The sequence below is a fragment of the Paraburkholderia sp. EG304 genome, from assembly GCF_046543485.1.
In the GTDB taxonomy this organism is placed as follows: Bacteria; Pseudomonadota; Gammaproteobacteria; order Burkholderiales; family Burkholderiaceae; genus Paraburkholderia; species Paraburkholderia youngii.
The window spans coordinates 87,814-107,307 of sequence record NZ_JBKGUA010000013.1 but is presented as its reverse complement, the minus strand read 5'-3'; the positions used below and the strand labels follow the sequence as shown (position 1 = coordinate 107,307).

Genomic DNA, 19,494 nt, shown 5'->3' with positions numbered 1-19,494 from the left:
GCTGTCGCGCTCACGCCGCGTCGTGCGCGCGGCGGCCTACCCGTGCGTGCCGCCTGCGGCGTTTGAAACGTCGTCGGGCCCGGTCGACGCTCCGCGGCCGAGCGTGCGTTGCATCAGCGTCGTGTCGAGCCAGCGGCCGTGCTTGTAGCCCACCGCCTTCAACGTGCCGGTCAGCTCGAAGCCGAGCTGCGTATGTAACGACAATGAGCCGCCGCTGCCGCCATCGGCGATCACCGCGATCATCTGACGCCACGGTCCGGTCTCGCAACGATCGATCAGCTCCTGCAGCAGCAAGCGTCCGATGCCGCGTCCGCGATATGCGTCGTTCACGTAGATCGAGTCTTCGATCGTGTTGCGATAGGCGGCGCGCGGGCGATACGGCGTCGCATAGCAATAGCCGGCGACGTCGCCGTCGATCTCTGCGACGATATACGGCAGTCCGTGGCTGCGCACGCTTGCGAGCCGCGCGCGCAGGTCGTCGACAGACGGCGGGGTTTCTTCGAACGACGCGACACCGGTCAGCACATGGTGCGCATAGATCGCCTGAATCGCGGGAAGGTCGGCTTCGGTGGCGTCGCGGATCAGCGGGACGTCAAGCGCAGGGCGGGTTGAACTCATGCGTGGTCCGGTCGTGGCCGGCTCAGTTTGACGGAAGCTTTGACTATGCCTGTCGCCGGTGCGGATTTGAAGCGGGTCAAAAATCGAATTGATCGAACTCGCTTTGCAACTCGCGATTGCGCGCCACGCGTTCGTCGATAGCCGGTCCGCGCCGTTCGACGACCGCCGAGATCAGCAGATTGAACAGGGACGTCAGCGGCGCGAGCGAATCCCAGAACTGACCGACGTCGGTCTTCACCTGCAGCAGGTCGCCGTCGAAATCGCGCGCCCACGGACAGTAGATATCGGTGACGAGCGCGAACGGCAGCCCGCGTCGCGAGGCCGCCTGGCAATAGCGTCGTGCGATGGTCGAATAGGCGCGCGTGTCGGTGACGATCAGATACGGTGTGTTGAATTCCGAGTTCAGCGAATCGACGTAGGAACCCGACATGCCATCCGAATAGAACACGCGCGGGCGGATGTATTCGAGGTAGCTGTAGAACGCGTTGCTGATACCGCGCGTCGACTGGATGCCGAGGATGTAGACCGCATCGGCGTTCGCGATGCGCTCGGCGACGCGCGCAAAGGCCGGCGAGCGCGCGAGCTCGTATACATGCTGGATCGCACCGATTTCGAGTTCGAGCGATTGGGCGAGCGCCGCGTCGCCCGGCGAGGCGCCGTTAGCGACGCCCGGTTCATGCGGCTCACGGGTTTGGGTGCTGTCGCTCGGGCCACGGCGGAACGCGTCGAGCCGGTCCGTGATCAGCCAGGGGCGCTGCTGCGTGCCGCGCAGCTCGCGTTTCAGATCGTCGAGATTGCGATAACCGACGCTGCGCAGGAAGCGGCCGACCGAAATGCCGCTGGTGCCGGCCTGCTGCGCGATCTGGTCGGCGGTCTCGAGGCCGAGCCGGTCGAGATTCGCGAGCATATAGCTGGCGACGCGTTTAGACGTCGGCGTGAGTTCGGAAAAACGGGCTTCGACGGTTTGGGCAAAAGCGGTCGTCATCGTCAGTCGCGGCGCAAGGCGCTGGTTGTGCCAATCTGCGAAATGATGACATATCGACCCACGACTCGCGTCATTCGATCCTGAAAAAAGACGGTTTGCCGTGCGCTGGTCGAGCCGCGTCAGACCGCCCGCCGCGCCGGCGCCGCGCGCGAAAAATGCCGAGCGCCGGCCACGCAGGCGACCACGATCACGGTGACGATGATCATCGACGGCGGGACCTGTTCGTGCAGCAGCACGCCGGCGAGCAGCAGCCCGAAAAACGGCTGCAGCAACTGCAGTTGTCCGACCGCCGCGATCCCGCCGAGCGCGAGTCCTCGATACCAGAACACGAAGCCGATCAGCATGCTGAATAGCGACACGTACGCGAGTCCCCACAGCGCGGCGGCGCCGACACCGTCGAACGACACGGGCCGCGTCCACCAGGCGAGCGGCAGCATCAATGGCAGCGACAGCACGAGCGCCCACGAAATCACCTGCCAGCCGCCGAGGTGACGCGACAGCCGCGCGCCTTCCGCGTAACCGAGCCCGCACACGATGATCGCCGCGAGCATCAGCGCGTCGCCGAACGGCGACGCGTCGATGCCGTGCCGCAGCGCGAACGCGGCCACCGCCGCGCTGCCGAGCGCCGAGAACAGCCAGAACGCGGGCTGCGGCCGCTCGCCGCCGCGCAGCACGCCGAAGATCGCGGTGGCGAGCGGCAGCAAACCGATGAACACGACCGCATGCGCGGCGCTCACATGCCGCAGCGCCAGCGCGGTCAGCAACGGAAAGCCGACCACGACGCCGAGCGCGACCACCACGAGCGGCAGCAGATCGCGGCGCTGCGGCCGCGTCTCGCGGAACACTAGCAACAGTAGAAGACCGAGAACGCCCGCGATCGTCGCGCGCGCCACGGTCAGAAAGACCGGATCGAGTCCCTGCACGGCCAGCCGCGTGGCCGGCAGCGAGCCGCTGAAAATCAGCACGCCCGTGAAACCGCTGAGCCAGCCGTTGGTGGTCTTGTCCATTGCGAACATCCCTGCGCTGAAAAAGTCACATGATGCGCGCCGCGGCCGTAAACGTTAAGCTACAGATCAGTACAGTTTGCACGAACTGTACTGAACATGGAGCAGTACAGATGGCGCAAAGCGACAACAACGAGACGGTGCCGGGCACGCGCGTCGGCCTCGTGATGGACAATCTGCGCGAGCGCATCGCGAGCCGCTCGCTGATGCCGGGCGCGCGCGTGCCGTCGATTCGCGCGATGACCGACACGCTCGGCGTGTCGAAGTCGACCGTGGTGGAAGCCTACGACCGTCTCGTCGCGGAAGGCGTGATCGTCGCGCGGCGCGGCTCCGGCTTCTTCGTGTCGGGCCATGCGCCGCCGCTCGCGCTCGCCGATCTCGGACCGCGACTCGATCGCGAGGTCGATCCGCTGTGGCTCACGCGGCAGTCGCTGGAAACCGGCTCGAAAGCGCTGAAGCCAGGCTGCGGCTGGATGCCGGCTTCGTGGCTGCCGGAAGATGGCGTGCGGCGCGCGCTGCGTGCGGTCGCCCGTGATCCGCAGTCACTGCTCGCCGACTACGCGAGCCCGGCCGGCTTGCCCGCGCTGCGTCAGCAGCTTGCGTGGCGGCTGTCTGCGCACGGCGTCGATGCGCCGCCCGAGCAGATCCTGCTGACCGACGGCGGCACTCATGCGCTCGATCTCGTGTGCCGCTTCCTGCTCGAACCCGGCGACACGGTGTTGATCGACGATCCGTGCTACTTCAATTTTCAGGCGTTGCTGCGCGCGCATCGCGTGCGGATCGCGAGCGTGCCGTACACGCCGCAGGGGCCGGATCTCGCGGCGTTCGAGCGCGTTCTGATCGAGCAGCGTCCGCGGCTTTACGTGACGAACTCGGCGATCCACAATCCGACCGGCGCGACGCTCGCGCCGGCCGTCGCGCATCGGCTGCTGAAGCTCGCGGGCGAGCACGATCTGCTGATCGTCGAGGACGACATCTTCGCGGACTTCGAAGACGAACCTGCGCCGCGCCTCGCCGCGTTCGACGGGCTCTCGCGCGTCGTGTCGATCGGCAGCTTTTCGAAGACGCTATCGGCGGCGGTGCGCTGCGGCTATATCGCCGCGCGGGCCGAATGGGTCGAACCGCTGATCGATCTGAAGCTCGCGACATCGTTCGGCAATGGTCAGCTCGCGGCGAGCGTTGTGCATCGGATGCTGGTCGACGGTACCTATCGGCGTCACCTCGAGGCAATGCGCGCGAAGCTGGCCGATGCGATGGGAGAGACCATCAGGCGTCTCGGCTATGCGGGCCTCGATATCTGGACACGGCCGCGTGCGGGCCTGTTCGTGTGGGCGCGCTTGCCCGGGGCGCTCGATGCCGCCGACATCGCCCGTCATGCGTTGACGGCGGGCGTCGTGCTCGCGCCGGGCAATGTGTTCAGCGCGTCGCAAGCGGCGGCGGGTTTTCTGCGTTTCAACGTGTCGCAATGCAATCGACCGAAGGTGTACGAGGCATTGCAACGGGCGATGGATGCGTGCGCGCTGTCGGCCGACGCGGGGCGCGAGCGCGTCTGAAACGAACTGAATCGAATCAGGCGCGCGCGGTCCTTGCTACGGCGTTATTTGCACAGCAGAAGCATCCGCTCCTGTTCCGAGCAGGGCGTGTGCGGTTTCGGCGCGGGTTGCGCGGCCGCCGCGCTCATCGCCGCGGTGCGGTTCGCGAGACACGCGCGCAGGTGCTTCTCGACCGGACCGTAATACTTCCATCCGCGTACGAGCGTCGGCAATTCGAGCTTCACCTGTTTCCATTTCGGATGGCCGTGCTCCTGCAGATTGTCGAAGTTCGCGCACAACGAGTCGGCGAAATGATTCAGATTGCTGACGGTGTCGCGCAAGCCATAGTCGTAGGTGACCAGAAACGCTTTGACCGTGAGGCCCGGCACGTCTTCCTTCAACCAGCCTGGGTAGCTGCTCTGGCGGATCGTCGTCGGAAAGTAGGTTTGTTTTGCGCGGTTCGTCTCCGGCGCGTTGGGATCGGCGGGCAACAGACGCAGTTGCGACAGCAGGTCGGGCTTCATGCTGGTGAACAGATTTGCCGGCTGCCCGACCACGATGATCGCGACGTCGATCTTCTTCACGATCAGCGCGGCGAGCGCGTCCTCGTTGCTCAGATGCACGACGTTCTGCTCGGGAATCGGCTGGCCGAACATCAGGCGGTAGAGCGTCGTCGCCGACTGCGCGGTGCCGCTGCCTAGCAGACCGACGCTGATGGTCTTGTCCTTGATGTCGGCGAGCGTCTTCAGCGGCGAATCCGCCCGCACGACGACATTAATTTCCTCGTCGTAGAGCGGCATGATCAGTCGCAGCGGCCGGATCGTCGTGCCCGCATCGGGGTTGCCCGTGTTGGCCATATCGATGAACGCCTGGTACACGTCGGACTGCACGAGCGCGAGCTTCACGCCGGGCTCGAAACGCATGCGCTGCACGTTTTCGGCCGAGCCTTTCGACGCCACCACTTCGAGGTCGATACCGACCGGCTGGGCCACCCATTTCGACAGGTCGTTGCCGATCTGGATATAGGTGCCGCGCTCCGGTCCGGTGACGATTTTGTAGTGCGCGGGTTCGGCGCCGGCCAGCGAACATACGACCAGTACCACCAGCCCCAGCCAGCCTGCGAGAAGTCTCTTCAGCATGGTCTTTCTACCTATCGGTCAGGTTGATCCCGCTTCACGCGTGGCGCGTGGAAGCACCAGTGATCCGGTTGCCATGTCATGTTCAAACTGCTGCCAGGGCCGCTCCGTCTGTTGCCGCTCAGAGAGCGCACGATTATGTGCGAAACGGCACAGACGGCGACCATCTGATCTGGTATGCGAAGCAATGCTTTCGCGCGACGGCGCAGTCGCTTGCGTCTCCGCGACCCTGAGCGGAGGGTCGCGTCGCGCGTGAGCACTAGTTGCTCCGCGACGTCGCCTGCAGCATGCCGGCGGGCAGCGGTACCTGCAGTTGTGCCTGCGCGAGCGGCGCGCCCGGCGCGGCGTCCGTCGCCGCATGCGGCGGAGTCAGCGGCGCCCAGCCGGTCTCGCGGATCACGCGCTCGAGGATCACTTTCGCCGCGTCGTTGCTGCTGTCGATCGCGAGCGCCTCGTTCGCGTGCTGACGTGCGCACGGCCACGACTGCTGCGCGACGCAGACCTGCGCGGCCTGCAGCGCAGTATCGCGACGCTGGACCAGCGGCCGCATCTGATCGGCCAGAACCTGCGCGTCGCTGTTTCCCGGTTGAAACGTTTGCGCGGCAGTGAGAGCGGCCTGCGCGGCGGACAGGTCGTTGGCGCGGAACGCGGTCCTCGCGATCTGCAGCGCCTGAGCGGCGTCGTGCAATTGCGTCGCGGGCCGCACGGGCGTCGCGGCCAGCGGCGGCGTGACAGGCGGCGCAGCCGGTGTCGCTGGAATGACGGGAACCGCGGGCACGACGGGCGCGGGCTTCGCCGCCAGTTCGGTCACGGGCGGTGGCGCAGGCCTGGTCGCGGCCGGCGCGTGCGCGGTCTGCGCTTGAGCAATCACCGGTGCGGACGCAAGTGGCGCGATCATGCCGGTCGTCGTTGTGCGGGCATCCTGAGTAATCTGCTCGACGCCTTTATCTTCCGACTCGCCACCGTCGCTGAATAACGTATAAGCGATATACGCCAGGCCGATCGCGATGACCGCGCCGATCACATATAGCACGCGCCAGATCGTCTGCGCGGTGTTGCTTGGCGCGTACATCGGATCTTCGTAAGGCGGGATAGCGGTGTCGGTCGACACGAGCGCCGTGTGCATGATCGGCTCGCTCTGCAACAGAGATTCGGACGCCATCGCGGCAGAGGCGATGACGGGCTCATCCCGTGTGCCGAGCTCGTCGTCGAAGCGAGGCAGCGGCTTGTGCGTGGCGCTCGCGCGGCTGCCTGGAATACCGGTGCGGATGTGCGGATCGTCCTGCTCGAACGGATGCGCAGCGCCACAGTAGGGGCAGGCGTCGACTTGTCGGTACAGTGCGCCACCGCAGCGTTTGCAGGGCGTGGGGAAACTTTGGCCGGTTGCTGTCTGGGTGGACATGCCGTGGACCCACCTTTGGAAAACGATGCCGTAAAGGCATGCTCCGGATCGTGTTGAGGCAGGAGCCTTGTCCGCGGAATCACGATCCACATGCGCCGGAGGTCGCGGAGACGTAGGCCGCGCCTGCGTTTCCACGGTTTCCAATATGTGATGTTTCACGGGGGACGTCAACGCGGTAGGCCCCTGGATTGTGTGCGCTACCGCTCATTCGGAGGTATGAAGAAACTTCGGCGATACGCTCGAAACGCATATATGTGTCTGTTGTTTCACGACAAATGCACGCTGCGCGCCACAAGTAGTGAGCGCGACAAAAAAACAACGAGGCCGACGCGTTGCGCGTGCGGCCTCGTGATCACCCGGCTATTGGATACTTGCCGGTAAGCGTTTGCATCAGCATCCGGACCAGGCGTAGAAGAACGCTCAGTGCTTGCGCAACGGATGATCCTTCAGCAGCCACGCCAGCGCGAACGCGAGCACCACGACGCAGGCGGCCGACAGATACACGGTATGCAACGCGCCAGCGAACGCATGCAGATAGTCGTTGCGCAATGCTTCGGGTAGCTGATGAATCGCGGCGGGACCCAGGGCCTGCGGAAGTTCGGTATCGGACGGGATCAACTTTTCGAGGCGTGCGGCGAGTCCGTTCGAAAACACCGCGCCGAAACCGGCCACGCCGATCGAGCCGCCGATCGAGCGAAACAGCGTGACGCCGGACGTCGCCACCCCCATATGCTTGAACTCGACGGTGTTCTGGACCGCGAGGACCAGCACCTGCATCACCATGCCGAGGCCGCAGCCGAGCAGACCCATGTACAGATACATCACATGAATCGGCGTATCGATCTGCAGACGCGCGAGCAGCAGCATCGCCACCGAGACGAGGAACGTGCCCATGATCGGGAACAGCCGATACTTGCCGATCTTGCTGATCAGGCGGCCCGTCACCATCGACAGGATGAACAGGCCGCCCATCATCGGCAGCATCTGCATGCCGGCTTGCGACGGCGTGGAGCCCTTCACCACCTGCAGATAGAGCGGAATGAACGTCACGGAGCCGAACAGCGATACGCCGATGATGAAGCTCACGAGGCTGCTGATCAGAAACGTGCGTTGCTTGAACAGTCCGAGCGGCATGATCGGTTCGACCGCGCTGCGCTCTTCGTGAATGAAGCCCCAGATCGCTACGAGGCCCATGCCGAGCGTGAACCATAGTTGCGGCGAGGTCCACGGCAGAATCGTGCCGCCCTGGCTCGTGAACAGGATGATGCAGGTCAGCGCGCCGGCGAGAAACGCGGCGCCCATGTAGTCGATCGTGTGCTTGACGTGGCGCACGTGCGGCTTGAACACCGCGCCGATCACGATCAGCGACAGGATGCCGAGCGGCAGGTTGATGTAGAAGATCCAGCGCCAGGTCAGATGCTCGACCAGAAAACCGCCGAGCAGCGGACCGATGACGGTCGCGAGACCGAAGATGCCGCCGAACACGCCCTGATAGCGGCCACGCTCAGCGGGCGGAATCACGTCCGCGATCGCCGCCATCGTCACGACGAGCAGGCCGCCGCCGCCAAGGCCTTGCAGCGCGCGCAGCACGATCAGTTGGCTCATGTTTTGCGCGATGCCGCACAGCGCCGAGCCAACGAGAAAGATGACGATCGCCGTCTGTAGAACGATCTTGCGGCCGAACAGGTCGCCGAACTTGCCGTACAGCGGCACGACGATCGTCGAGCTGAGCAGGTAGGCGGTCACGACCCAGGACAGGTTATTGAGCCCGCCCAGATCGCCGACGATGGTGGGCAGCGCGGTCGACACGATCGTCTGGTCGAGCGCGGCGAGCAGCATGACCAGCAGCAGCGCCGGAAACAGCAGCCGGATCGGCGGATGATCGGCTGCGCCTGCGGCCGAGGCTGCGGCTGGGCGGGATTCCTCGGGCGCGGAGTCGGCGGACAGGGTCGTAGCAGGTTGTTCCATGGTGGCAACGCGTTGAAATTAATTAACCGAAAGATTAATATATGCGACATCGCCTCTCACGTCAAATTCAATGCAATGACAAGGATCTCATCTGATGACGCCGCGGCGGACCACGCCGTGACAGATGCGGGGCCATCCGCGCGGATTGCCGCGAAAGAGCGGGGCGCGTCGAAGTCCAAACTCGAGGGGACACAAGCGGATACGCAAACCGCGAATCCCGCAAGTGTCGCGCCAAGCGGGACGCCCGCCCGCCGCCCCGGCCGGCCGACGGGCGCCGCGCGCGGCCCCGAGCAGCGCGCGCGCTTGCTCGACGCTGCGCTGACGCTGTTTGCAAGGCAGGGCATCGTCGAGACATCGCTCGGTGAGATCGCCCGCGAGGCCGGCTTCACGCCCGCGATGGTGCACTACTACTTCAAGACACGCGATCAACTGCTCGACGTACTGATCGACGAGTGTTTCGCGCCGTTGCGCGCGAGCCTCGGTCTGCCGTTCCAGGAACATCCCGACGATCCTGTCGCGGCGATCACGCAACTGACCGAGCGGCTCGTGCAGATCGCGAGCGATAACCCGTGGTTCGCATCGCTATGGATTCGCGAAGTGATCAGCGACGGCGGACTGCTGCGCCAGCGCATGCATGAGCGTTTCGGTTTCGCGCATCAGAAGGAGTCGCTGCTGGCGATCGCGCGCTGGCAGAAGGAGGGCCGTCTGAATGCATCGCTCGAACCCGCGCTCGTGTTCGTCACGCTGCTCGGCATGACGATTCTGCCGCTCGCCACGTCGAAGCTGTGGCGTAATGATCCATTGCGCCGCAATATCGGCGGCGCGGAGATCGCACGGCACGCGGTGGCGTTGCTGGTGCAGGGCATCGGGCCCGGCAAGGGCGCTTGAACCGGCGGCCGGTGTGACACATCGGTCGCCGTGTCCGTTCAAAAGACCCTAGATTTTGCGGTTTTTCTTCCACTCGTCGAACGCCGCCTTCGTCTCGTCGTTCGGCGGATAGGTGCCGGGCAGCACGGCGCCGGCGCGAATCCTTTCGGTCAGAAACGCTTCGAGCCGTTCCTGCTCGGCCGCGGCCTGCGCGACCTCGTCGGCCATCTTCAGCGGAATCACGACGACCCCGTCCCCATCGCCGACGATCACGTCACCTGGAAACACCGCGACGCCGCCACAGCCGATCGGCACGTTGATGTCGATCGCGTGATGGCGGATCAGATTGGGCGGCGCGCTCGCGCCGGCGCAAAACACCGGCATGTCGAGCGCGGCGATCGTCGCGCTGTCGCGCACCGGGCCGTCGGACACCATGCCGGCCACGCCGCGCACCTGCAAACGCAGCGACAGAATCGATCCGAACGACGCGCTGCCGCGCTCGCCGCGGCAATCCTGCACGAGCACATGGCCCGGCGGAATGGTCTCGACGCATTTGCGTTGCGCGTAGTCAGGGTCCGCGAATAGCTCCAGCACGTCGATGTCTTCGCGCGATGGGATATTGCGCAGCGTGAACGCCGGCCCAACCAGATTCGCGCCGCGGCGCGGAGCGAGCGGTGCGACGCCCTGCATGAAGGTATTGCGCAGACCGCGCTTGAACAACTGCGTGGTCAGCGTGGCGGTGCTGACGTGACGAAGGATCTCGAGCGTCGCGGTGCAAAGCGCGGGCGATGTGGCGGACATGGTGTCGGGTGACCTCGGGTTGAGATGAAGAGACATCAATAGATGCGTGCGGGCAGCCGCGAACCGCAGCATGCCGCGCATGCGCGCCCACGATGATAGCGCCGCGGCGCCAACGGTTAGCGGGTAAGCGCCAATACATCTTTGTGTCATCGGCACGCGCGACCGGCCCCTCTTCACGTGACGCGAACCGCTGCAGCGAGGCACGCGACATGCTTGCAGAGTCGTCGGGTGCGAGCGGCGCAACACGAACGACAGCGCCGCGTCGCGCAAACAATACGAAGGACAGAATCGATACCGGGCGGAGAAGGCCGCACGAACGGGGTTCGTGCGAACCGCGCCGGAACATCGGGTGCCGGCAATCGGCGAGCCGCGGAAAAACTGCGGACACTCAGCAGCTAAATCGCGGCATGCGTCGAGCGCCGTTTTTTCATCGACGTGCAATTTTGGCGCGTTACCGTGCGCACGCGTTGTACTCGGGAAGGTGCTCAGCAATGTTTTACAATCGCGGACCTGTCTGCAACTCGGCGTGCGAAATCGAGTCGGAACCATGGACAGCAACACCTCGGCCGCGCAAATCGGCGGCAATCAGCAGAGTGAAACATTGGCCACTTCCGATGGCCTAACCGGTTTTCCAGAGCAACAACATACGATGAATGCAGCAATGAGGCTCGATCAGACCACGATCGTGCTTGTAGAGGACGACCCCGACAGCCGGGAATCGTTGACCTTGCTACTCGAGGCGGAAGGCGCGAAGGTATGCGCGGTCGCCGATGCGGAAGAGGGTGTCGTGGCGGCGATGGAGTTGCTTCCCGACGCGGTCGTCTGCGACCTCGACTTGCCGACCATGGATGGCTTCTATCTGATCCAGCGGCTTCGCGACCACGAGATTTGCGGCGGCCATTCGCCCGCGGTGGCGGTGGCGCTGACCGGCCACACCGACGACGCCTACCGCCTGCGCAGCATCGGCGAAGGCTTCCAGCATTTCATGACCAAACCCGCGTTACCCGAAGCGCTCGTGACGTTGCTGCGCGACGCGATCGACGCCCGCGCGGCGGGGTGATCGCCGCTTCGCAACGGGCTCGCAACGGGCTTTCGTGGAAGTGAATAGTAGCAGGCCGGCGCGCGGCGGGAAGACGTCGTTTCGCGGAGCAGCGCACGGCCATCGACGCTTCGCGGCGCATCACACCGCGTTGCGCACCCGACGCGTAGCGCGCCGCTATTTGGCCGCGGCCACCGGCGCGGCTTCGCCAGCCATTGCGGCCGCCTGACAGGCCGCACAGAGACCCTTCAACTCGATTTCGTCGCTCGCGAGCCGATAGCCCGCGTCTTCGATCTGCGCGATGAGCGCCTGGCGCAGCTTGGGTTGATGCAGCTCGGTGACGCTGCCGCATTGCTGGCATACGACGAGAATGCCGTGCTGGCATTGCGTCAGATCATGGCAGACGGTGAACGCATTGATCGACTCGATCCGATGCACGAGTCCCGCCGACAGCAAAAAATCCAACGCGCGATAGACGGTTGGCGGCGCCGAGCCCGGGTGAATCTGGCGCATTTCGTCGAGCAGCGAATAGGCCTTGGTCGCGCGTCCCGAGTTCAGCAGGAGTTCGAGTACCTTGCGCCGGATCGGCGTGAGTTTTTCGCCGCGCTCGCGGCAATATTCCTCGGCCAGTGCGAGAGCCGCTTCCTGCGACGGCTGATGCACGTCGTGATGCACATGATGATCGTGCGCATCGGCGGCGGTGGCGGCAGGCGCGGGAGTGACCGGATGGCCGGTTGCGGCGGGCTTGGCGGTTTTCATGCGTCGATTATAGAGGCATGCGCGGTGGGCCGCCGCGTCGGTCGCGAGATGGGCGGGGCACAGGCGCGCGGGCGGCGATCACGAAGTCGCCGATGAACCGGCCGTTCAGGTCAACGGAAAATCCACGTACTTCTTGAACCCGGTGCGCGTGGTTAGACGCGAATACCAGCGCTCCAGACTCGGCAGCGGCGGCCGCTGCAAACCGTCGAGGCCGAACCAGCGCTTCGCGTACGCGCCGATCACGATATCGGCGAGCGTGAACTTGTCGCCTTCGAGAAAGAAGCGGCCCTGCAGATGCGTGTCGAGCAGGCGCCACAGCACGGTGACCGCCTGCACGTCGGCCGCGAGTTTGGCGGTGTCGCGCTCGGCCTCCGGCGTGCGCACGAGCGACCAGAACACCGGACGTTCCACCGGCTGCAGCGTCGACAGCGACCAGTCCAGCCAGCGGTCGATGCGCGCGCGCAGTTTCGGCTCGGCCGGATACAGCAGGCTCGATTCGCCGTATTGCATCGCCAGATAGCGCAGGATCGAGTTGGATTCCCACAGCACGAAGTCGTCGTCGACCAGCGTCGGGATCTTGCCGGTCGGATTCATCGCGAGATAGTCGGGTTCGTTGTTGCGGCCGAATTGCAGGCCCGCGTCGATGCGGTCGAATGGCAGTACGAGTTCGTCGCAGCACCACAAAACTTTCTGGACGTTGACTGAATTGGTACGTCCCCAGATCGTAATCATCCGGTAAATCCTTTTCTGTTACGGTTGGCAAGCCGCGCCTCGCGCGCGGCGTTCAGCCAGTTACGATACACGATGCGCGAAGCTTTGCGCGGCATCCGAAAGGCGCCCCTCCGCGCGAGGCGGCACGCAGCCTCGCGGATGCGACGCCCGCCACCGCGTTGCGTACAATGACCGCACCCCGAATTGCGCACTGAGCCGACACGCGTGGACTCACGCATCCGTACCCAATAAGGCACCGCATGGCCCGCATTGTTCCCGACGACTGGAAGAGCCTCGAAGCGACCGGCGCGGCGGCGCGCGAACGCGAAACGCTCGCGCTGCTCGAACACGCACTGCCCGACGATTACACCGTCTATCACGGTGTGCATTGGACTCGCCTGAACCAGAACTTCTCGGTATTCGGCGAAGCCGACTTCGTGATCGTGAGTCCCGCCGGGCGTCTGATGATCATCGAGCAGAAGACCGGCTTTCTGCGCGAAACCCCGAAGGGGCTCGTCAAGGTGTATCTGCAGACCGAGCGCAACGTCGCGATTGCGCTCGCGCATACGATCGAAAGTCTGCACCGGCGTTTTACCGCGGCGTTCGGCGCCGGCACCTATTTCATCGAGGAACTGCTGTACTGTCCCGATCACATCGTCAAGGATGCGGCGATCGCCGGCGTGAATCCCGCGCGCATCGTCGACGCGACGCGGCGCGAACGGCTCGCGGCGATCATCCGCGAAGCGCTGCCGGCCGATGAGCCGCGGCTTCCCAGTGCATCGAAAATCCATCACTTTCTTGCCGACGAACTCGCGCTGGCACCCGACACGAGCGCGCTCGTCGGCCAGGCGGGCACGCTCGTCACGCGCCTGTCGGGCGGACTCGCCACGTGGGCCCGGCGGCTCGAATTCGCGCCGTTCCGTTTGCGCGTGGTCGGCACGGCGGGCTCCGGCAAGACGCAACTCGCGGTGCAGGTGATGAAGGACGCGGTCGCGCGCGGCGAGCGGCCGTTGTACGTGTGCTTCAACCGGCCGCTCGCCGATCACATCGCGCGGGTTGCGCCGCCGGAGGCGAAGGTCGCGAACTATCACCAGCTGTGCGACTGGATCATGCGCGACGCGGGCCGCGCGCCCGATTTCGAATCCGCGCAGGTGTTCGATCAGCTGGAGGCCGGATTCGCCGACACGCCGATCGAACCGCGCTGGCAGTTCGACGTGCTGATCGTCGATGAAGGGCAGGATTTCCAGCAGTCGTGGATTACCTCGCTCGAGCGGCTGCTGCGGCCGGGCGGCGCATGGTGGTGGCTCGAAGACCCGCTGCAGAATCTGTACATGCGCGAGCCGGTGTCGTTACCCGGCTGGGCCACGCTGAAGGAGACCACCAATTACCGCAGTCCGCGTGACATCCTCGACTATCTGCGCGACGTGATCGGCTCGTCGGTGCCGCTTGCCGCGGCGCTCGCGTCGGGCAGTCCGTTCGACGGCTCCGACGTTTCGGTGTCGGTCTACGACGAAGCGCAGGCCGCCGAAAGCAGCATCGACGCGACCAAGCGCGCGATCACCCACGCGCTCGGGCTCGGCTTTCGCAAGCAGGACATCGTGGTGCTGTCGTTCCGCGGCAGGGACGGTTCGGCGATGAGCGCGCTCGATCATCTCGGACCGCATCGGCTGCGCAGCTTCACCGGCAAATTTGATCTGTTCGGCAACCCGGAGTATCGCGACGGCGACGTGCTGTTCGAGTCGATCTACCGCTTCAAGGGGCAGGCGGCGCCGTGCGTGATCTTCACCGAGATCGACTTCGACGCGTTCGACGAACGCGTCGCGCGCAAGCTGTTCGTCGGCGCGACGCGCGCGACGATGAAGCTGATCGTCGTCGCGTCGCAGCGGGCCGCAAGGCATTTGCAGTTGCGCGAGGGGAAGGACAAGTAGAGAACGCTGAGCTCAGATCAACTCAACTCAGCTCCACGCCCTTGCGCTCACCAGCATCCCCGTGCGCGTCAGCGCATCCCACCAGATCACGCGCAACAAAGGCGCTTGCTGCGCGATCAGCAGCGCCTGCACCGGATCGCTTTCGACGAAGTGCGTGACACCCGCGCGCAGCGCCGCGCTCGCCTTGTGCGCGGCCGCCCCGGACGGGCTGTCGTCGTGCAGGCCGGTCGCGCGCATCACCAGTTGCATGTGAGCGAAGCCGTGTCGCGCGAGCCACGCTTCGGTGCGCGCGCGATCCATCTCCGGTCGACCCGTGATGATCGTGCGCACGTGCTGCAGGTCGATGCCCGGCAGCACCTCGAAAGGCAGCAGCGCGTCGCGCTCGGCGAGCGCGCCGGCGAGGTCTTCGTCGTAGCGCGCGAGCGGTACGTCGGGCAGCAGGATGCCGTCGAGGTCGATCGCGTACGCCGCGTATTCGTGGTCGTTGGCCATCGCCGGCGCCGCGCCGGCTTCGACGCGCGCCCAGTCGTCGCGATAGCGCTCGGTGTACGCCTGGCGCTCCCATGGAAAGAGGGCGAAGTAGCCGCGCGCGTCGATCGCGTAGTCGGGCTGCACGCGGCTCAGTTCATCGACCGCGGCGGTCAGCGTTTTGACTTCGAGCCCGTGCGACTGCAGGAACGCGATGCAATCGGCGAGCGTAAAACCGCGTCCGGCGATGTCCTCGCACAGCAGCACTTTCGAGCCGGCGGGCGGGATCGGCAGCGTCGAATCCCATGCGACCGCGCGCGTCTGGCGGTCGTAGCGCAGGAACGCGACCGACGCGCCGACCGCGTGCGACACCATCAGCGCGAGCGGCGCGCCGCCGCGCAGAATGCCGAGCGCCATCGTGAAACGCTCGGCGAGCAACGCGGGTTGCAGCGATTCGATCCAGTGATCGAGCTGTTCGTACGTCAGAGGCAAGACCGGCTTGTTCATGACTATCGAGGCGCCGTTGGCGCGATGGAAGGCATTGGTCCGCGGGGAGGCGTGCGTTGCTCGCCGACGCACTGGCGCGACATCGCGGGTCCCCGTTTTTGAGTCAGCGCATTTTGGCGATATTATGCATGCGGGTCAAAGGTCGCGTGTCGGGGTGGTACGCGTTTGGCTGCTGGGTATCGCGCAACACTTCGCGTGGCATAAGATCGGCTGACCGTGGCGCCGCCCATGGTCCGGCGAATCAACTAGAACGGATAAAAAAAGCAAATGGCCAACCTGATTGCAACGCTGCGCGATGCAGCCGGCGGAACTGGTGTGCGCTGGCGGATGCGCTGGCTGACGGGGCTCGCGGGACTGATCGTCGGGCTTACTGTCTATGGCGCGCATGCGCAGCCGGGCGTGCGGCAGTCGCCGGCGCTGGCGCTCGACGTCGAGGGCAAGATCGCCAACACCAACGACGCCGCGCATCGCAGCTATCACTTCGACGAGGCTCAACTGCTCGCGCTGCCCGTGCATACGATCACGACTTCGACCACCTGGACACCGCGCTCGACGTTCGCCGGTCCCAGGCTCGCCGACATCCTGAAGGCCGTCGGCGCGCGCGGCACCGAAATCGAGCTTCACACCTACGACGATTACACCTACACCGTGCCGGTCGCGGACTGCGACCGCTACGGCGTGATCGTCGCGTACAGCATGAACGGCCAGCGCCTGAAACTCAGCGACTTCGGGCCGCTGTTTCTGATCTATCCGCGCGATGCTTTTCCGGATGAACTGACTGGCGCGGTCGGCGACTCGAAATTCGTATGGCAGATCAAGGCCCTCATCGTCAAATAGCGCGCCGTCCATGGCGGCGCGCAATGTACGTGCTGATCTGGCTGATGGCGCTCGCCGCGCCCGTCGGCGCGATCGGCTATCTGCTGTATGCGAACCTGTTGAACCCGCGCGCGACCGAGCAGTTGACCGGCACCTACGACGGTTTCTACTGGGACGCCGCACAGCTGCAGATCGCCTACGCCCGCTTCGAGAATCAGCTGCTGCTGTATCAGTCCGGCGCCGACGACGACTATCAGCGGCTGCTGCTGCGCTTTCAGCTGCTGCAATCGAAGCTGCGCGTGATGGCCGGTTCGACGCAGCGGCTCTCCACGCAGCTCGCTCTGTTGCAACGGCAGATCGACGAAATCAAGACGCTCGAGGATATGCTCGACGACATCCAGCCCGAGATCGACGTACTGCCGCGCGACCGCACCCATGCCGCGCGGATCGGCGCGCAGCTGCGCCAGCACTGGAGCGAGGTCAACGATCTGGCGCTGTCGCGCCGTTTCGCCGATGTCGCCGACCGCGAGGCGATGAATCGCGATTTCATCGACAAGCGCCGCATCCTGTTCGCGGGCGGTCTGGTGCTGCTGTTGCTGTCGGCGGCGGCGACGCTGCTGCTCGTGCTCAACGGCCGGCGCCGCACGCGGCTCATGCGCCAGCAGCGCGCGGCGCTGGAAGCCGAGCATCAGGCGAGCCGCGCGGCGCGCGAGGCGAGCCTCGCGAAGGATGCGTTTCTCGGCATGATCAGCCATGAGCTGCGCACGCCGTTGCATGCGATCGTGTCGTCGGTGGAACTGCTCGGCTTCCACTATCACTCGGAGGCCGACCGCAAGGTGATCCAGCGGCTCGAAACCGCGGCGCGCCATCTCGAAGCGCAGATGAAGGACCTGACCGACTACGCGCGCCTCGGCGCCGGCAAGCTCGAACTGCGGCACCAGCATTTCGAGCCGCGCGAGCTGCTGGCGTCGATCGTCGATGAACACACGATGTCCGCCAAGGCGCGCGGCCTGAAGCTCGAAAGCGAGGCGAGCGGCGCGCGCGGGCTGGTCGAGTCGGACCCGCACCGCATCCGGCAGATCGTCAACAACCTCGTCACCAACGCGATCCGCTACACCGAGACCGGCACGGTGCGCATCGAGCTGCGCCAGCAGCCGGCGCTGCTGGTTTTCGTCGTCAGCGATACGGGACCGGGCGTGCCGTCCGAGCAAATCCCATTGATCTTCGAGGAGTTCACTCAGCTCGACGCGAAGCGCACGCGCCGTTTCGAAGGCGCCGGCATGGGGCTCACGATCGTGCAAGGGCTCGTCAAGCTGTTCGGCGGCACCGTGGATGTCGCGAGCACGGTCGGCGAGGGCACCCGCTTCACCGTGACGATTCCGGTCGTGCCGGTCGCCACCATCGAGCCGGCCGACGTCGCGGCGCAAGCCGAGCCGGACGGCGCGCAACCGTGCGTGCTGATCATCGACGATAACCGCCTGATCCGCGAGTCACTCAGCGAGATGGTCGCGCATATGGGCTACGACTCGCTCGCACTCGGCAATGCCAACGACGCGCTCGCGTGGCTCGATACACACCGCTGCGAAGTGGTGCTGCTCGATCTGCATATGCCGGAGCGCGACGGCTACACGTTTCTCGAGGACTTCGCGGCGCGCGGCGGACCGTCGGCGGGCGTGCCGGTGATCGTGGTCAGCGCGTACGCACCGGAGGTCGTGCGGGATGAGGAAGGTGGCGTAACGGGCGCGCCGTGGGTGTTCGAGGCGCTCTTAAAGCCGGTCCATTACGAGGATCTGAAGCACGCGCTGCAGCGCGCGCTGGCGGCGCGGCATCAGGCGTGAGGGCGCGAGGGGGGGGCCGCGCGCGGTTCAGGGGCGGTTCAGCCGTTTCGACAGATCGGCGACGAGGATCGCCATGCGCGCGGGCTTCTCATAGCACGCGACGTCGTAATCGCGGATCACCTCGCTGATCTCCGATTCGCTGGCCTTGCCGGTCAGCAGCTCGCCGGTCAGCACGAAGATCGGCGCGTCCGGGTTCTCCGACGCGCGCACCGCGCGAATCGCGGCCGCCGAGGTCTGCGAGCCGAACAGCCAGTCGATGATCACGCCGTCGAACACCTGCGTTTGCAACTGCTCGCTGAAGGCGGCGAGCCCATAGATCGCGACCGCCGTGAAGCCGCTGCGCTCCAGATAGTCGCGCAGGTTATCGGCGCTCGCGCAATCGTCGTCGACGACCGCGATCGCAGGCTTGTCGGTTTCGGCGCGGCGCGGGTAGATCTCGATCTTGTGGACTTCATAGGCGCTCTGATACAGCGCGCCATCATGACGCGAGACACGCCATTGACCGAGCCGCGAATAGGCGACGAACTCCGGACGGCTGCCCGGTTCCAGCGCGGCGCCGACCCACGCGGTACAGGCGATTTCGGTCGCGCCGATGCAGAACACCGCCTCCTGGGCGATCGCGCCGACCACGCCCGGATCGAGCGACTGCGCGCCGAACAGCTGCGCCGCGGGTTCGTCGAATACCTCGGCGACTTTCTTGATCTGCGACAGCGTCCATGGGCTATTGCCGCGCAGTTTGCGGTGCCCCTGAGAAAAACTCAGATCGAGGATGCGGCATAGCTCCGTGGTTTGCTGGCGCTTGCCGATTCCATGCCGGCTCATCAACTCGCGCACGCGCTCGGCAACCGCGATGGAGTCCGGTGAGTGTGTTTCGTTGGCCATACGGCGTGAAAATCCGCGAGTTAAAAGGTACAAGTGGTACGCGGTCGACAGGCGCAAACCGACCTTGCGCATGCAATGCGCATGAATCGGCCACGCGGGGACAGCAAATGTACCGTAAAAAAATTCACTGTTTATGATTTTGTCAGACCGTCGCCGAGGCCGCTAATGCAAGCGACGCAGCCGTCGCGCGGGTGACTTTTGATGCATTGAGCATTAAAAAGCATTCTACCGGT

General features: G+C 65.2%; 17 protein-coding genes. 6 read left to right on the top strand and 11 right to left on the bottom strand.

Annotated features, from left to right (window positions below; genetic code table 11):
* Nucleotides 1-36 precede the first annotated feature (36 nt).
* The 3 genes from ACLFKU_RS17785 to ACLFKU_RS17775 form a co-directional block, all read right to left on the bottom strand.
* On the bottom strand, nt 37-618 hold the full coding sequence (locus ACLFKU_RS17785) for a GNAT family N-acetyltransferase (RefSeq protein ID WP_410849931.1): 582 nt from the start codon (nt 616-618) through the stop codon (nt 37-39).
* A gap of 76 nt (nt 619-694) precedes the next feature.
* Nucleotides 695-1,603 (bottom strand): sap1 transcriptional regulator SapR, encoded by a 909-nt coding sequence (sapR, locus tag ACLFKU_RS17780; protein WP_410849930.1) that lies wholly within the window; start codon nt 1,601-1,603, stop codon nt 695-697.
* Between the two features lie 119 nt (nt 1,604-1,722).
* Nucleotides 1,723-2,610 carry a DMT family transporter gene (locus ACLFKU_RS17775; protein ID WP_410849929.1) on the bottom strand — a complete coding sequence of 296 codons (888 nt, stop codon included), beginning with the start codon at nt 2,608-2,610 and terminating at the stop codon, nt 1,723-1,725.
* 110 nt (nt 2,611-2,720) lie between these two features.
* On the opposite strand from ACLFKU_RS17775, the gene ACLFKU_RS17770 reads away from it, so the two are divergent.
* A complete protein-coding gene (locus ACLFKU_RS17770; RefSeq protein WP_410849928.1) occupies nt 2,721-4,160 on the top strand; it encodes a PLP-dependent aminotransferase family protein in 1,440 nt (479 codons plus the stop codon).
* A 44-nt stretch (nt 4,161-4,204) separates the two neighbouring features.
* On the opposite strand, the gene ACLFKU_RS17765 is transcribed toward ACLFKU_RS17770, so the two are convergent.
* The 3 genes from ACLFKU_RS17765 to ACLFKU_RS17755 all read right to left on the bottom strand — a co-directional run bounded on the left by ACLFKU_RS17765 (nt 4,205) and on the right by ACLFKU_RS17755 (nt 8,645).
* Entirely contained in the window at nt 4,205-5,278 is a 1,074-nt protein-coding gene (locus ACLFKU_RS17765) for a TAXI family TRAP transporter solute-binding subunit (protein WP_176105722.1), read from the bottom strand.
* Nucleotides 5,279-5,534: 256 nt separating this feature from the next.
* Nucleotides 5,535-6,677 carry a hypothetical protein gene (locus ACLFKU_RS17760; RefSeq protein WP_410849927.1) on the bottom strand — a complete coding sequence of 381 codons (1,143 nt, stop codon included), beginning with the start codon at nt 6,675-6,677 and terminating at the stop codon, nt 5,535-5,537.
* 420 nt (nt 6,678-7,097) lie between these two features.
* The gene (locus ACLFKU_RS17755; protein ID WP_410849926.1) at nt 7,098-8,645 is read right to left on the bottom strand and encodes an MDR family MFS transporter; all 1,548 of its coding nucleotides are present in this window, start codon (nt 8,643-8,645) and stop codon (nt 7,098-7,100) included.
* A gap of 75 nt (nt 8,646-8,720) precedes the next feature.
* Between ACLFKU_RS17755 and ACLFKU_RS17750 the strand changes: the two genes are divergently transcribed.
* The gene (locus ACLFKU_RS17750) at nt 8,721-9,533 is read left to right on the top strand and encodes a TetR/AcrR family transcriptional regulator (RefSeq protein ID WP_410849925.1); all 813 of its coding nucleotides are present in this window, start codon (nt 8,721-8,723) and stop codon (nt 9,531-9,533) included.
* A gap of 48 nt (nt 9,534-9,581) precedes the next feature.
* On the opposite strand, the gene ACLFKU_RS17745 is transcribed toward ACLFKU_RS17750, so the two are convergent.
* A complete protein-coding gene (locus ACLFKU_RS17745) occupies nt 9,582-10,313 on the bottom strand; it encodes a ribonuclease activity regulator RraA (RefSeq protein WP_410849924.1) in 732 nt (243 codons plus the stop codon).
* 547 nt (nt 10,314-10,860) lie between these two features.
* Here ACLFKU_RS17745 and ACLFKU_RS17740 point away from each other — a divergent pair.
* Nucleotides 10,861-11,373: a response regulator gene (locus ACLFKU_RS17740; protein ID WP_410849923.1), complete on the top strand. Its 513-nt coding sequence runs from the start codon at nt 10,861-10,863 to the stop codon at nt 11,371-11,373.
* Between the two features lie 156 nt (nt 11,374-11,529).
* On the opposite strand, the gene ACLFKU_RS17735 is transcribed toward ACLFKU_RS17740, so the two are convergent.
* Both ACLFKU_RS17735 and ACLFKU_RS17730 read right to left on the bottom strand, forming a co-directional pair.
* The gene (locus tag ACLFKU_RS17735) at nt 11,530-12,111 is read right to left on the bottom strand and encodes a Fur family transcriptional regulator (RefSeq protein WP_410849922.1); all 582 of its coding nucleotides are present in this window, start codon (nt 12,109-12,111) and stop codon (nt 11,530-11,532) included.
* A 105-nt stretch (nt 12,112-12,216) separates the two neighbouring features.
* Nucleotides 12,217-12,843, bottom strand: coding sequence for a glutathione S-transferase family protein (locus tag ACLFKU_RS17730; protein ID WP_410849921.1), 627 nt, complete (start codon nt 12,841-12,843; stop codon nt 12,217-12,219).
* Between the two features lie 239 nt (nt 12,844-13,082).
* Here ACLFKU_RS17730 and ACLFKU_RS17725 point away from each other — a divergent pair, with 239 nt between their 5' ends.
* The gene (locus tag ACLFKU_RS17725) at nt 13,083-14,750 is read left to right on the top strand and encodes an ATP-binding domain-containing protein (RefSeq protein WP_410849920.1); all 1,668 of its coding nucleotides are present in this window, start codon (nt 13,083-13,085) and stop codon (nt 14,748-14,750) included.
* 27 nt (nt 14,751-14,777) lie between these two features.
* Here ACLFKU_RS17725 and ACLFKU_RS17720 read toward each other — a convergent pair whose 3' ends face one another.
* Nucleotides 14,778-15,725 (bottom strand): phosphoribosyltransferase family protein, encoded by a 948-nt coding sequence (locus tag ACLFKU_RS17720; RefSeq protein WP_368585341.1) that lies wholly within the window; start codon nt 15,723-15,725, stop codon nt 14,778-14,780.
* Nucleotides 15,726-15,992: 267 nt separating this feature from the next.
* On the opposite strand from ACLFKU_RS17720, the gene ACLFKU_RS17715 reads away from it, so the two are divergent.
* Entirely contained in the window at nt 15,993-16,562 is a 570-nt protein-coding gene (locus ACLFKU_RS17715; RefSeq protein ID WP_410849919.1) for a molybdopterin-dependent oxidoreductase, read from the top strand.
* Nucleotides 16,532-18,379, top strand: coding sequence for a hybrid sensor histidine kinase/response regulator (locus ACLFKU_RS17710; protein ID WP_410849918.1), 1,848 nt, complete (start codon nt 16,532-16,534; stop codon nt 18,377-18,379). Before ACLFKU_RS17715 ends, ACLFKU_RS17710 begins: the two co-directional genes overlap by 31 nt.
* Before the next feature lie 27 nt (nt 18,380-18,406).
* On the opposite strand, the gene ACLFKU_RS17705 is transcribed toward ACLFKU_RS17710, so the two are convergent.
* The gene (locus ACLFKU_RS17705) at nt 18,407-19,261 is read right to left on the bottom strand and encodes a helix-turn-helix domain-containing protein (RefSeq protein ID WP_152853852.1); all 855 of its coding nucleotides are present in this window, start codon (nt 19,259-19,261) and stop codon (nt 18,407-18,409) included.
* Nucleotides 19,262-19,494: the final 233 nt, after the last annotated feature.